10 protein-coding genes are annotated in these 12,744 nt (G+C 73.7%); 2 read left to right on the forward strand and 8 right to left on the reverse strand.

The window, feature by feature from the left end:
• Positions 1 to 121 precede the first annotated feature (121 nt).
• The 7 genes from ACGFXC_RS20825 to ACGFXC_RS20855 all read right to left on the reverse strand — a co-directional run bounded on the left by ACGFXC_RS20825 (position 122) and on the right by ACGFXC_RS20855 (position 9,855).
• Positions 122 to 3,082, reverse strand: coding sequence for a M14 family zinc carboxypeptidase (locus ACGFXC_RS20825; protein ID WP_393714817.1), 2,961 nt, complete (start codon positions 3,080 to 3,082; stop codon positions 122 to 124).
• A 148-nt stretch (positions 3,083 to 3,230) separates the two neighbouring features.
• Positions 3,231 to 4,226, reverse strand: coding sequence for a DNA-binding protein WhiA (gene whiA, locus ACGFXC_RS20830; RefSeq protein ID WP_393714819.1), 996 nt, complete (start codon positions 4,224 to 4,226; stop codon positions 3,231 to 3,233).
• Positions 4,217 to 5,290, reverse strand: a complete 1,074-nt coding sequence (gene yvcK, locus ACGFXC_RS20835; protein ID WP_393714821.1) for a uridine diphosphate-N-acetylglucosamine-binding protein YvcK — start codon at positions 5,288 to 5,290, stop codon at positions 4,217 to 4,219. The genes whiA and yvcK overlap by 10 nt, the downstream gene beginning before the upstream one ends.
• Entirely contained in the window at positions 5,287 to 6,303 is a 1,017-nt protein-coding gene (gene rapZ, locus ACGFXC_RS20840; RefSeq protein ID WP_393714823.1) for an RNase adapter RapZ, read from the reverse strand. The genes yvcK and rapZ overlap by 4 nt, the downstream gene beginning before the upstream one ends.
• The gene (gene uvrC, locus ACGFXC_RS20845; protein ID WP_393714825.1) at positions 6,300 to 8,309 is read right to left on the reverse strand and encodes an excinuclease ABC subunit UvrC; all 2,010 of its coding nucleotides are present in this window, start codon (positions 8,307 to 8,309) and stop codon (positions 6,300 to 6,302) included. Before uvrC ends, rapZ begins: the two co-directional genes overlap by 4 nt.
• A gap of 95 nt (positions 8,310 to 8,404) precedes the next feature.
• The gene (locus ACGFXC_RS20850) at positions 8,405 to 9,184 is read right to left on the reverse strand and encodes a hypothetical protein (protein WP_393715347.1); all 780 of its coding nucleotides are present in this window, start codon (positions 9,182 to 9,184) and stop codon (positions 8,405 to 8,407) included.
• 5 nt (positions 9,185 to 9,189) lie between these two features.
• A complete protein-coding gene (locus ACGFXC_RS20855) occupies positions 9,190 to 9,855 on the reverse strand; it encodes a papain-like cysteine protease family protein (RefSeq protein WP_393714827.1) in 666 nt (221 codons plus the stop codon).
• A gap of 247 nt (positions 9,856 to 10,102) precedes the next feature.
• Between ACGFXC_RS20855 and ACGFXC_RS20860 the strand changes: the two genes are divergently transcribed.
• Positions 10,103 to 11,119: a hypothetical protein gene (locus ACGFXC_RS20860; protein WP_393714828.1), complete on the forward strand. Its 1,017-nt coding sequence runs from the start codon at positions 10,103 to 10,105 to the stop codon at positions 11,117 to 11,119.
• 32 nt (positions 11,120 to 11,151) lie between these two features.
• On the opposite strand, the gene ACGFXC_RS20865 is transcribed toward ACGFXC_RS20860, so the two are convergent.
• The gene (locus tag ACGFXC_RS20865) at positions 11,152 to 11,583 is read right to left on the reverse strand and encodes a Rieske (2Fe-2S) protein (RefSeq protein ID WP_393714830.1); all 432 of its coding nucleotides are present in this window, start codon (positions 11,581 to 11,583) and stop codon (positions 11,152 to 11,154) included.
• Between the two features lie 81 nt (positions 11,584 to 11,664).
• On the opposite strand from ACGFXC_RS20865, the gene ACGFXC_RS20870 reads away from it, so the two are divergent.
• A complete protein-coding gene (locus ACGFXC_RS20870; RefSeq protein WP_393714832.1) occupies positions 11,665 to 12,660 on the forward strand; it encodes a carbohydrate kinase in 996 nt (331 codons plus the stop codon).
• Positions 12,661 to 12,744: the final 84 nt, after the last annotated feature.

Here is a 12,744-nt window from a genome sequence, read left to right on the forward strand (position 1 = left end):
AGCTTGCGAGTGACATCGACAGGGGCCGGACACGCCCCGAGGCCCTGTACCAGGCGCCCTGGCACGGGACCTCGGGACCTTGGCCCCGGTCACCCAGCGTGATCGGGGGTGGGGCGGCAGGTCAGTGGCTCAGGGACCGGAGCGCCTTACCGACGAGTACGGAGCGGTCCTTCGCCGTGGGCAGGTGCTCCAGCCCGAAGCCGAGCAGGACGGTGTCACGCGTAGTCACCGACGCGTAGGACTTGAACAGCTCGCCGGCCCTGGACCAATCGCCCGGAACATCGGGACTTCCGGCAGGTGCGGCCTGCGCGGTCCACGCGCCGAGCGAGCTCTCGAATCCCTCGACGGCCTGGTCGGCGCCGCCCAGCGACACCCGCGCCTCGTCCGCGAAGACGCCGCGGCCGCCCGAGCCCGGGTCGGTCACGTAGGAGAGGGAGACCTCCACGGTCTTGCCCGCGTAGGCGCTCAGGTCGAAGGAGACCTGCTTCCAGCCGCCGGAGGAGCCGGTGAAGCTGTTCCAGCTCCCGCTGGTGCCGCTCGGTGAGCAGCCGCCGCCGTCGAGCGTGAGGTAGTGGCGCAGGAACGGGTGGTCGTTGACGAAGAATCCGGCCTCGCACTCCGCCGGGACTGTGCTGGAGCTCAGCCCGCCCAAGTCCGGAAGTGTGGTCCAGTCCTCGCCGCCGGCCGTACGGGCCTCCAGGACGGCGTGGTCGTAGCCCTCCTCGGTGTTCCAGTTGAGGGCCGTCTTGAGCTTCGGCGCGTCCGCGGCGGTGACGTGGGTCAGGTCCACGGTGCGCGTGAGGCGCTTCCAGTCGTCGTCGTCATGGGTGGCCGCCGCCATCCCGGTGCCCGCGAAGGGGGCGTACGGGTTGACGACTCCGGCGTACTGGCCCGCCTGCGCGCTCTTGAACTGCGGGAACTGCGCCGGCGCCAGGGTGTCGGAGGTGACGGTGTAGGCCCCGGGGGCGTCCAGCGGGTTGCCGGCCGCACCGCCGAGGGCGCCCTGGGCCCCGGCGAGGGCGCCGGCTCCGGTGAAGCCGGTCGGGCCGGGGACGCTCGCCCGCCCGTAGGCACCCAGGTAGTACTGGCTGAAGTCGTCCGTCAGGGCGCGGCCGACCTTGGCGTTGCCGCCCGCCAGCTCACCGGCCTCGATGAGCTTGCCGCCCTCGTTGAGGAAGTCGCGCACCGCCAGCTGGGTGTCGCCGCCGGGGGCCTTGGCCCCGGTGTAGTGGACGGCGGTGCGGAAGTGCGAGAGCACCCCGAGGTGGTGCGGGGCGCCCTGGGTGGCCACGTCCCAGACGGCCGCGGACCTTCCGTTGGCGCGCAGCGCGTCCACGTAGGTCTGGGCGTACTGGGCCTTGGCACCCTCCTCGGCGATCACCAGGACGTCCGCGTGCGGGCGCTGCGCCACCGTGTAGGTGAAGTGCTCGCTGGAGACCTGCTTGCCCGAGGAGCGGTCGCGGCCGGTGAACCAGACCTCGACCTTGTCGCCGGGCTTGGCGCCGTCGACCTTGGCGCGGTACTCGTCGAACCAGTTGTTGTCCTCGCCGCCGTAGACGTCACCGCCCTTCCAGGCCTTGAGGGCGTCGTCGTGCGTGCGGCCGCCGTTGACGCGGAAATTGAGGGCCTTGTCCGCCAGCGCCTTGCGGGCCGTGACGGAGACCGTCTGGTCCTCGCCGCGCTCCACGTAGGAGGTGGTGAAGGGGTCCACGGTGAAGTCGGCGGCGCTCAGGCCGACCGGGGAGGAGGGCCGGTCCGGGTGCGCGGCGCTCTCGCCGACGGCCAGCGCGAAGGGCACGTTCTTCGCGAACTCCTGCTGGATCAGGTTCTCGTCGTCGGGGAAGTTGAATCCGGAGGGGCAGTCCTCGGGCTTCCACGCGTCGTCCGGGTCGATCGCGGAGGCCGTCTGGCAGGTGGTCATCTCCGGCGTGAACATCATGACGCCGTTGGCGTTGCCCGCCTGGCCGTCGGCCTCGCCGTTGGTGGTGTAGAGCTCGGAGGACAGCTGCGGGTAGTAGCCGGGGACGGCGGGGTTGTCGGGGGTGCCGGCGAGGGCCTTGTAGGCGACGTCGTCCGGGGTCGGGGTGGCCACCTGCCAGCCCACACCGTAGAGCAGCAGCTCGGAGGCGGAGTGGTAGTTGATGGCGTACCGGAAGCCGATGCGCTTCTCGAAGGCGTCCAGGGCCCTGGTCTCGGGCTCGGAGGAGGCCTTGGGGCCGCGGTAGGTCTCGCTGGACTGGTTCGGCGAGGAACCCTCGTTGTCGTAACCCCACTTGTAGTCGAAGTTCCGGTTGAGGTCGACGCCGTCCACGGCGGTGGTCTTGCCGTCGCCGTTGTTGTCGCGCAGGTTCTTGCGCCACAGCCGGGCGCTGTCGGCGGTGAAGGTGTAGTCGTAGCCGTCGGGGTTGGCCGAGAGCAGGAACCACATCTCGGTGGAGTCCACGAGCCGGGTGATCCGCGGGTCCTTGCCGTAGTTGTCCAGGGTGTGGTGCATCAGCCGCCGGGTCATCTCGGGGGTGATCCACTCACGGGCGTGCTGGTTGGACATGTAGAGCACGGACGGCTTGTCGCCGTCCTTCGACTTCTTGGCGTCCTTGGTGACCTTCAGGGCGAGGATGTCCTTGCCCTGGACGGTCTTGCCGATGGAGACGACCTTGGTGAGGCCGGGGTTCTGCCGGGCGGTGGCGAGGATCTCCTCCTGGAGCCCGCCCTTGCCGCTGTACGGGCGGAAGACCCCGTCCCCGGCGGCCTTGGCGCGGGCGAGGCCCGGAGCGGTGACCTTGCGCTCGGCGATCTTGACGCCCCGGGCGGCGAGGGCGGCGGCCTGGTCCCCGGTGAGGAACAGCTCGACCTTGGCGGTCCCGGTCTGCGGGGCGCGTTCGGCGAGTTCGTGGGCGTCCTGGCCGGCGGCGAGGACGAGCGGGACCTGTTCCTTCGTGATGTCGGCGTCGTAGACGCGGACTTCGTCGGCGCCGGGTGCGGCGGACGCGGGCCGGGCCTGGGCCGTCGCGGGTAGCGCGGCGAGTGTGGTTGCCAAGACGAGTGCGCTTGCGGCGAGGATCGATCTCGCGCGGTGCCTCATGTGCCCCCCTGGGCGTCGTCTGCCACGAAAGCGTGCGGACGCAAGGCTCACGACCGGCCCGTGCTCATGTCAATGGGGCGTACCGAGAAGGGACCCGCACGGGTGAGCGTGCGGGCCCCTTCGGAGCAGGTGCGGACGGACGGGCGGGTCAGCCCGCCATGTTGTCGGCCAGTTCCTCGCTGAGGTCCAGGTTGGACTCGGTGCCCGGGATGCCCAGGTCCTGCGCCCGCTTGTCGGCCATCGCCAGCAGGCGGCGGATCCGGCCGGCGACCGCGTCCTTGGTCAGCGGCGGGTCGGCGAGCGCGCCCAGCTCCTCCAGGGAGGCCTGCTTGTGCTCCATGCGCAGCCGGCCGGCCGCGGCGAGGTGCTCGGGAACCTCCTCGGCGAGGATCTCCAGGGCGCGCTGGACGCGGGCGCCGGCGGCCACCGCGGCCCGCGCCGAGCGGCGCAGGTTGGCGTCGTCGAAGTTGGCCAGGCGGTTGGCGGTGGCGCGCACCTCGCGCCGCATCCGCCGTTCCTCCCAGGCGAGCACCGAGTCGTGGGCGCCGAGGCGGGTCAGCAGCGCGCCGATCGCGTCGCCGTCGCGCACGACGACCCGGTCCACGCCGCGCACCTCGCGCGCCTTCGCGGCGATGGAGAGCCTGCGGGCGGCACCCACCAGGGCCAGGGCTGCCTCGGGACCGGGGCAGGTGACCTCCAGCGAGGAGGACCTGCCCGGCTCGGTGAGGGAGCCGTGGGCCAGGAAGGCACCGCGCCAGGCCGCCTCGGCGTCGCAGGTGGCCCCGGAGACCACCTGCGGGGGCAGACCCCGGATCGGGCGCCCGCGGCCGTCCACGAGGCCCGTCTGCCGTGCGAGCTGGTCCCCGCCCGCGACGACCCGTACGACGAAGCGGCTGCCCCGGCGCAGTCCGCCCGGGGCCATCACCACCAGGTCGGAGGAGTGGCCGAAGATCTCCAGGATGTCCTTGCGCAGGCGCCGCGCGGCGACCCCGGTGTCCAGCTCCGCCTCGATGACGATGCGGCCGCTCACCAGGTGCAGCCCGCCCGCGAACCGAAGGATCGCCGAGACCTCCGCTTTTCTGCAGCAGGTCCGGGTGACGGGGAGCCGGGAAATCTCATCCTTCACCGCGGGCGTCATCGCCATGGGCCGATCCTTCCATGCATCCGAAAAATACGGTCGTACGCGGCGGCCAGCAGCTCCGGATCGTGCTTCGGAGAGCCGTCCCGTCTGGCCACGGGGGCCAGCTCGACCGCGGCACCGAACCGTTTCGCGGCATCGGCGAGGGACTCGCGGTCGGGTACGGCGGCCTCGTCGGCCAGCACCACGTCCAGGGCGAGTTTAGGGGCGTGTCGGGCCAAAACCTCCAAATGACGCTGCGGAGAGAAGCCCTCTGTTTCGCCGGGCTGCGGCGCGAGGTTCAACGAGAGGACCCGCCGGGCCTTCGTCGCGATCAGCGCGTCGAGCAGTTCCGGCACCAGCAGGTGCGGGATCACGGAGGAGAACCAGGAGCCCGGACCGAGCACCACCCAGTCGGCGTCGAGCACGGCGGCGACGGCCTCGGGCACCGCCGGCGGGTCGCGGGGCACGACCTGGACGGAGAGCACCTCGCCGGGGGTGAGGGCCACCGTGGCCTGGCCCCGTACGGTGTCCACGTCGTCCGGGCGGGCCGGATCGTGCCCCTTGACCAGGGCCTGGAGTTCCAGCGGCACCGCCGACATCGGCAGGACCCGGCCCTGCGCGCCCAGCAGCCTCCCGACCAGGTCGAGGGCCTGGACGGGGTCGCCGAGCTGCTCCCACAGGGCGACGATCAGCAGGTTGCCGACGGCGTGCTCGTGCAGGTCGCCGCGCGACTGGAAGCGGTGCTGGATGACGCGGGCCCAGGTCTGCCCCCAGTCGTCGTCCCCGCACAGCGCGGCCAGCGCCTTGCGCAGGTCGCCGGGGGGCAGCACGCCGAGCTCCTCGCGGAGCCGGCCGCTGGAGCCGCCGTCGTCGGCGACGGTGACCACCGCGGTGAGCTCGCCGGTGATCCGGCGCAGGGCCGCGAGGGAGGCCGACAGGCCCATGCCGCCGCCGAGGGCGACGACCTTGGGCGCGGCGACCTTGTCGGCCGCCGCGCCGCGGCGGCCGGTGCGCACGGCCACGCCGTCCTCGCCCCGGGTGGGGGTGAGGCGGCGCAGCCGGCGCAGCCGCAGGGTCCGTCCGGTCACTCGCGCCCCATGTCCCGGTGGACGACGACGGTCTCGACTCCCTCGGAGGCGAGGCGGGCGGCGACCTTCTCGGACATGGCCACGCTGCGGTGCTTGCCGCCGGTGCAGCCGACCGCGATGGTCACGTACCGCTTGCCCTCGCGGCGGTAGCCGGTGGCGATGAGCTGGAGCAGCTCGGTGTAGCGGTCGAGGAACTCCTTGGCGCCGGGCTGGCTGAAGACGTAGCCGGACACCTCCTCGTTGAGCCCGGTGAAGGGGCGCAGCTCCGGGACCCAGTGCGGGTTGGGGATGAAGCGGCAGTCGACGACGAGGTCGGCGTCGACGGGGAGGCCGTACTTGTAGCCGAAGGACATGACGGTGGCCCGCAGCTCGGGCTCCTCGTCCCCGGCGAACTGGGCGTCCATCTTCGCGCGCAGCTCGTGGACGTTGAGGCTGGAGGTGTCGATGACCAGGTCGGCGTCGCCGCGCAGCTCGCGCAGCAGGTCCCGCTCGGCGGCGATGCCGTCGACGATGCGGCCGTCGCCCTGGAGGGGGTGCGGGCGGCGGACCGACTCGAAGCGGCGGACCAGCGCGTCGTCGGAGGACTCCAGGAAGACGATGCGCCGGGTGACCCCGCGGGACTCCAGGTCGGCCAGGGACTCGCGCAGGGCGTCGAAGAACTGGCGGCCCCGGACGTCGACGACGACGGCGATGCGCGCCACGTTGCCCTGCGAGCGGGCGCCGAGCTCCACCATGGTGGGGATCAGCGCCGGCGGGAGGTTGTCGACGACGAACCAGCCGAGGTCCTCCAGACACTTGGCCGCGGTACTGCGGCCGGCCCCGGACATCCCGGAAATGATCACCAGTTCCGGGATGGCCGCCTCGGCGTTGTCGCCGGGCTCCACTGTCGTGCCCGTACTCACCTGTGCTCCGTCTCCGTCGTGCGCGTTCTCTTGCGTGTTGTCGTGCGTGTTGTCGTGCGTGTTGTCGTTCGCGTGGTCAGGCGTGGTCTGCGCGGTCTCGTGCTCGGTCATTGCTCGGTCCCCCGTTCGGACGCTGCTCCCGCAGGCGCGGGTGTCTCGTCCTCCATGATCTCTCCTGTCGCCGTATTGACGGCAGGACCGGCCGGGGGAGCCTGGGCGAGTGCCGCGGCCACGGTCTCGGCCGTCTTGCGTCCTATGCCCGGGACCTCGCAGATCTGGTCGATTGTCGCCTGTCTCAGCTTCTTCACCGAACCGAAGTGCTTGATGAGGGCCTGCCGGCGGCTCTCGCCGAGGCCGGGAACCTCGTCGAGGGGGCCCGATTTCAAGCGCTTGCCGCGCTTGTTGCGCTGGTACTGGATGGCGAACCGGTGGGCTTCGTCACGCACCCGCTGGAGCAGGTAGAGCCCCTCGCTGGTGCGGGGCAGCACGACGGGGTCGTCCTCACCGGGCAGCCAGACCTCCTCCAGCCGCTTGGCCAGACCGCAGACCGCCACGTCGTCGATCCCGAGCTCCTCCAGGGCCCGCTTCGCGGCGGCCACCTGGGGCTGCCCGCCGTCGACGACGACGAGCTGGGGCGGGTACGCGAACCGGCGGGGGCGGCCGTCGTCCTCCTCGGGCAGCGGGTCGCCGTCCTCGGGGGACCACTCCCCCGTCTTGAGCTTCTCCTGGAGGTAGCGGCGGAAGCGCCGGGACACCACCTCGTGCATGGAGCGGACGTCGTCCTGGCCCTCGAAGGTCTTGATCTGGAAGCGCCGGTACTCGCTCTTGCGGGCGAGGCCGTCCTCGAAGACCACCATCGAGGCGACCACGTCGTCGCCCTGGAGGTGGGAGATGTCGAAGCACTCGATGCGCAGCGGTGCGCCGTCCAGCTCCAGGGCCTCGGCGATCTCCTCCAGGGCCCGGGAGCGGGTGGTGAGGTCGCTGGCGCGCTTGGTCTTGTGCAGGGCGAGGGACTGCTGCGCGTTGCGGTGCACGGTCTCCATGAGGGACTTCTTGTCCCCGCGCTGCGGGATGCGCAGGCTCACGCCCGACCCGCGGCGGGCGGCCAGCCACTCGCTCAGCGCCGGGGTGTCCTCCGGCAGTGCCGGGACCAGCACCTCCTTGGGGACGGCCTCGCCCTTCTCCTCTCCGTAGAGCTGCTGGAGGGCGTGCTCGACGAGCCCGGCGGTGTCCACGGCCTCGACCTTGTCGGTGACCCAGCCGCGCTGGCCGCGGACCCGGCCGCCGCGTACGTGGAAGATCTGCACCGCCGCTTCCAGCTCGTCCTCGGCGACCGCGATCAGGTCGGCGTCGGTGGCGTCGGCGAGGACGACGGCGTTCTTCTCCATGGCCCGGCGCAGGGCCCCTATGTCGTCGCGCAGCCGGGCGGCCTTCTCGTACTCCATCTCCTCGGCGGCCTCGTGCATCTGCCGTTCGAGGCGGGAGAGGTAGGTGCCGGTGCGGCCGGCCATGAAGTCGCAGAAGTCCTCGGCCAGTTCGCGGTGCTCTTCGGGGCTGACCCGGCCCACGCAGGGGGCTGAGCACTTGCCGATGTAGCCGAGCAGGCAGGGCCGGCCGATCTGGGCGGAGCGCTTGAACACGCCGGCGGAGCAGGTGCGGACCGGGAAGACGCGCAGCATCAGGTCGACGGTCTCGCGGATGGCCCAGGCGTGGCCGTACGGGCCGAAGTAGCGCACGCCCTTCTTCTTGGGGCCGCGCATGACCTGGACGCGGGGGTACTGCTCGTTCATGGTGACGGCGAGCGACGGGTAGCTCTTGTCGTCCCGGTACTTGACGTTGAACCGGGGGTCGTACTCCTTGATCCAGGAGTATTCGAGCTGGAGCGCCTCGACCTCGGTGGAGACCACGGTCCATTCGACGGAGGCGGCCGTGGTGACCATGGTGGCGGTACGGGGGTGCAGTCCGGCGATGTCCTGGAAGTAGCTGGCCAGGCGTTGGCGCAGGCTCTTGGCCTTCCCGACGTAGATCACCCGGCGGTGCTCGTCGCGCAACCTGTAGACCCCCGGGGAGTCGGGAACCTGCCCGGGCTCGGGGCGGTAACTGGAAGGGTCGGCCATGCCGCCCACCCTACTGGCGCCCGCCGACAACGGGCCGTACCCCGGCCCCGCGGGGCCCGGCCCCTGGCGGTGGCCGGGCTCCGCGGGGCGGGGGGTCAGGCCCGGGCCGTGCGGCGGCGGCGCAGCAGGAGCACCGAGCCCGCCGCGCCCAGTGCCAGGGCCCCGGCGCCGGCGGCCAGCGCGGCCGCCGGGGGCCCGGCCGGATCCGGTGCGGACCGCTCGAAGCCGCCGGCCGCGCCGGAGCGCGCGTAGGCCGAGCCGGGGAGCTCGTCCCCGTACGCCCGGGTCACCCGGGAGCGGTACGCGGCGAGGGTCGTGCCCCCGTCCCCGACGGCCCGTACGGCGTCCTCGTCCAGCGGCAGCACCCGCCCGCCCCCGGCCACGTACCAGGCGTCGATCTGCGGCTCGCGGAAGACGGTGCCGCCGGGGAGCCTGGCGGCACCGAGCCGGGCGTAGCGGAACTCGTCGTCGCCGGTGGCGATGTTCACCACCTGCCAGCCCTGCGCGGTCTTCGCGGTCCACAGCGCGGCCCGCCGGCCGTCGGAGGAGACCGCCTGGCTGGCGAGGAACTCCAGCCGGGCCACGCTCGCGCCGGCCCGGCCCGCGACGAAGTCCGGGGAGAGGTAGCTGACGGGGATCGCCTCGCCCTCGATCCGGGGCGGTGCGGCGGCCGGGGACGCCGTGCCCTCCCGGGCGAAGAACCGGGAGAGGGTGGCCAGGGTCGCGGGGGCGGCGGCGGCCTCGTGGGCGGCCGCCCGGATCTCGGCGGTGGCGGTCTGCGGCTGGGGTACGGGGGCCGCGGCGGCCTGCCCGGCCAGGGCGAGCACGGCGGTGGCGGCGGCGAGGGCGGCCGCGGCGGCGGAGCGCACGATCATGGCGGTCACGCCCCGATCCGGTAGAGGGAGTGGGTCCAGGAGAAGGTGGAGTTGTCCACGTACCAGGCGTGGGAGGCCCAGTTGTAGCGGTCGCTGGAGGGCCAGGGATCGCCCCAGTAGACCCAGCTGTTCGCGGTGTCGTAGCCGTAGAGGACGTGCATGTGGCCGCCGCCGTTCGCCCACTGGATGCGGGTCTCGACCGGACGGTCGTTGTTGATCTCGCTCTGGACGGTCGCGTACTGGAGCCAGCCGGTCACGTAGCTGCCGGAGTTGACGCCGGCCCAGCGCAGGGCGGTCTGGACGTTGCCGAGGGTGGCCTGGTTGTTGGGGCACTCGGTGTTCTGCTGGCGGTTGAAGGCGGCGTTGCAGAACTGGTTCTGGCTGTAGCCGCGGCCGAACCAGGTGGCCACGGTGTTCCCGCTCGCCGCCCAGCACCAGTTGCTCTTCTGCTGGGCCTGCATGGTGATGTTCAGCCGCTTGTACGCCAGGGCCGCGCCGGGGGTGTCCGGGGCGGTGGCCGACTGGACGGCGGTGGACGGGGCGGTGGCGGTCGTGCCCGTGCCCGCGGCGGCGGCGGTGGCGGTACCGGCGCCGAGGGGCAACAGGACGAGGAGCAGGGCGGCGAGCAGGGCGGCGGCCGGGGAAAGCCGCCGTGTTCTGTCGTTGCGCATCGCGTTCCTCCCGAGGTGGGGACCCGAGGTGGGAAGTGGGGGGGAGCGCGTCCGGACGCTGTGGAGGAGCATCGGGGAGTTGTCGCGATCAGGTCAACACGCTTCAATACGCGGTGACATCGCAGTGTGAACGGTGGGGTTGTGGTGTGAACGGCTGCTGTCGTTCCACCTGCTCCCCCGGCCCCCACCGGTACGGCCCCGCCCGGCCCCCACGCCGGCGCGTGTGAACGTTCACAGAGGAGTCGCCATGCGGCCGACCGGCGACCAGGCGCCGACGGCGGGGGCGGGGGCGGCGGACGCCGCGGGCTCCCCGCCCGCCGCGCACCCCGCGGACCCGGCCGTCGTGGCCGAACTGCGCCGCCTGCTGCGCGAGGGCCCCTTCCACCTCGCGCTGCGCGCCGCCCTCGCCTGCCGCGGCCTGCCCCTGCACCGGGTACAGCACCGGCTCGCGGCGCGCGGCATCAAGGTCGGCGTCACCAGCCTCAGTTACTGGCAGCAGGGCGCCCGCCGCCCGCGCCACCCGGAGTCGCTGCGGGCCGTGGCCGCCCTGGAGCAGATCCTGGAAGTGCCCGACGGCGCCCTCCTGCGCCTGCTGACCGGCCCCGGCGGCCTCCCCGGGCCGGGCCGGGGCCGCCCCGCGGCCCGCTCGTACCGGGCGCTGGTGAGCGTCGGCGCGGCGGTGGAGCAGCTGCTGGCCGGCCTGGAGCTCCCGGCGGACGGCGGCCTGCACTCGGTCGGCCACCACGAGCGGGTCCGCATCGGGGCGGACGGCGCCCTGTGCGCGCGGGAGTCCCAGCAGATCGTCCGGGCCCACCGCGACGGCGTCGACCGCTACCTCGCCGTCCACCACGGCGACCCGGGGTGCGACGCGGACCGGGTGCGGGTCGCGGCGTACGAGAACTGCCGCACCGGGCGCGTCCGGCGCCACCGGGAGGCGGGCGTGGTGGTGGCGGAGCTGCTCTTCGACGCCCGGCTGCGGCGCGGGGACACGTACGTCTTCGGCTACGGGATCGAGGACGGCACGGGCGCGCGCTGCACGGAGTACGTCCGCGGCTTCAGCTACGCGGGCGGGCAGTACATGCTCCAAGTCCGCTTCGACGAGGCGGCCCTGCCGGTGCGCTGCCGCCGCTTCGCCCGCGCCGGTCCGCACGCCCCGCGCACCGGCCTCGCGGACCTCACCCCGAGCGGGCGGCACCGCGCGGTGCACCTGGTGGAGCAGGGGGTGCGGCGCGGCCTCCTCGGCATCGCCTGGGACTGGGACTGACGCCCGCGCCGTGCCCCGTCCTGCCGCCGGGCTCAGCCCGCGATGAGCTTGCCGTTCTCCACCTTGACGGGGACGGCCGGCAGCGGCCGGTCGGCCGGGCCCTGCACGACCTTGCCGGTGGTGACGTCGAAGCGGCTGCCGTGGCAGGGGCAGTTGCCCTCACCCTTGTCGATCTTGTCGAGGACGCACCCGGCGTGCGTGCACTGGGCGCTGAACGCCTTGTACTGGCCCTCCGCCGGGCAGCTGACCAGGACCTTGCGCTCCCGGAACAGCTTCGCGCCGCCCACGGGCACCTCGCTCGCCGCGCCCAGCTCGACCGGCTCCTCCGGGACCGCCGGGGCGCCCGCGCCGCCGTTCGACCCGGTGGAGCAGGCGGAGAGCGTCGCCCCGGCGCCCACGGCCCCGGCGAGTGCCGCGGCACCCTTGAGGACGGTACGGCGGGCGGCGGACTGCGACGCGGACATGCGGTTCTCCTGGCGCGAGGTGACGGTGCCCGGGCGGGCCCACCCGACGATACCGGCGGTCGATGGGGTAGCTTCCCCCGCGTGATCGTCGTCGGTGGAGAAGCCCTGATCGACCTCGTGCCCCTCGCGGAGCCGGCGGGCGCGCTGGCGCCCCGGCCCGGTGGCGGGCCGTACAACACCGCCCTGGCCCTGGGCCGGCTCGGGGCGCGGGCGGCCTTCTGCTCCCGGGTGTCCACCGACGGCTTCGGTGAGACCCTGCTGGCCGGGCTGCGGGCCGCCGGGGTGGACCTGTCACTGGTGCAGCGCGGGCCCGAGCCGACCACCCTGGCCGTGCCCTCGCTGGCCCCGGACGGCTCGGCGGCGTACGGCTTCTACACCGAGGGGACCGCGGACCGGCTGTTCACGCTGCCCTCCGCCCTGCCGCCCGGTGTACGGGCCCTCGCGCTCGGGACCTGCTCGCTGGTGCTGGAGCCGGGCGCGAGCGCGTACGAGGCCCTGCTGCGGCGCGAGGCGGGGCGCGGGCTGACGACCCTGCTCGACCCCAACGTGCGCCCGGCGGTGATCGCCGACCCGGCGGCCTACCGCGAGCGGTTCCTGGGCTGGCTGCCGTACGTGTCGGTGCTGAAGCTGTCGCAGGAGGACGCGGAGTGGCTGGGCGGCCGGGTCGAGGACTGGCTGGCGGCGGGGCCGTCGGCGGTGGTGCTGACCGGGGGCGCGGCGGGTCTGACGGTGCGGACGGCGCGGGGCGAGGAGTACCGTGCGCCGGCCCGGCCGGTGGACGTCGTGGACACGATCGGGGCGGGCGACACCGTCAACGCGGCCCTGCTGTACCGGCTCGTGGAGGCCGGCGGCGCCGGGCGGCTGGACTGGCCCGCCGCCCTGGACTTCGCTGCCCGCGCGGCCGCGCTGACCTGTTCCCGGGCGGGCGCGGAGCCCCCGTACGCGGCCGAGCTCGGGCTCGGCCGGCAACGGCCGCCGACGCGCCCGCCCGGGCCTGACGGCGGGGCCCCGGGCCGGGCCGGGGCACACCGCCCCCACGGCCCGGGGAGGCGGCTCCCCGGGGCATCGGACGGCTGATCGCACCGGCCCGGACGCGCCGACGGCCCGGCCCCCGCCCCCGGTCGGGGTGCGGGGGCCGGGCCGGGCCGTTCGCCGGCCGCC

Origin of the sequence: Streptomyces sp. NPDC048507, assembly GCF_043199995.1 — a bacterium.
Classification (GTDB): Bacteria; Actinomycetota; Actinomycetes; order Streptomycetales; family Streptomycetaceae; genus Streptomyces.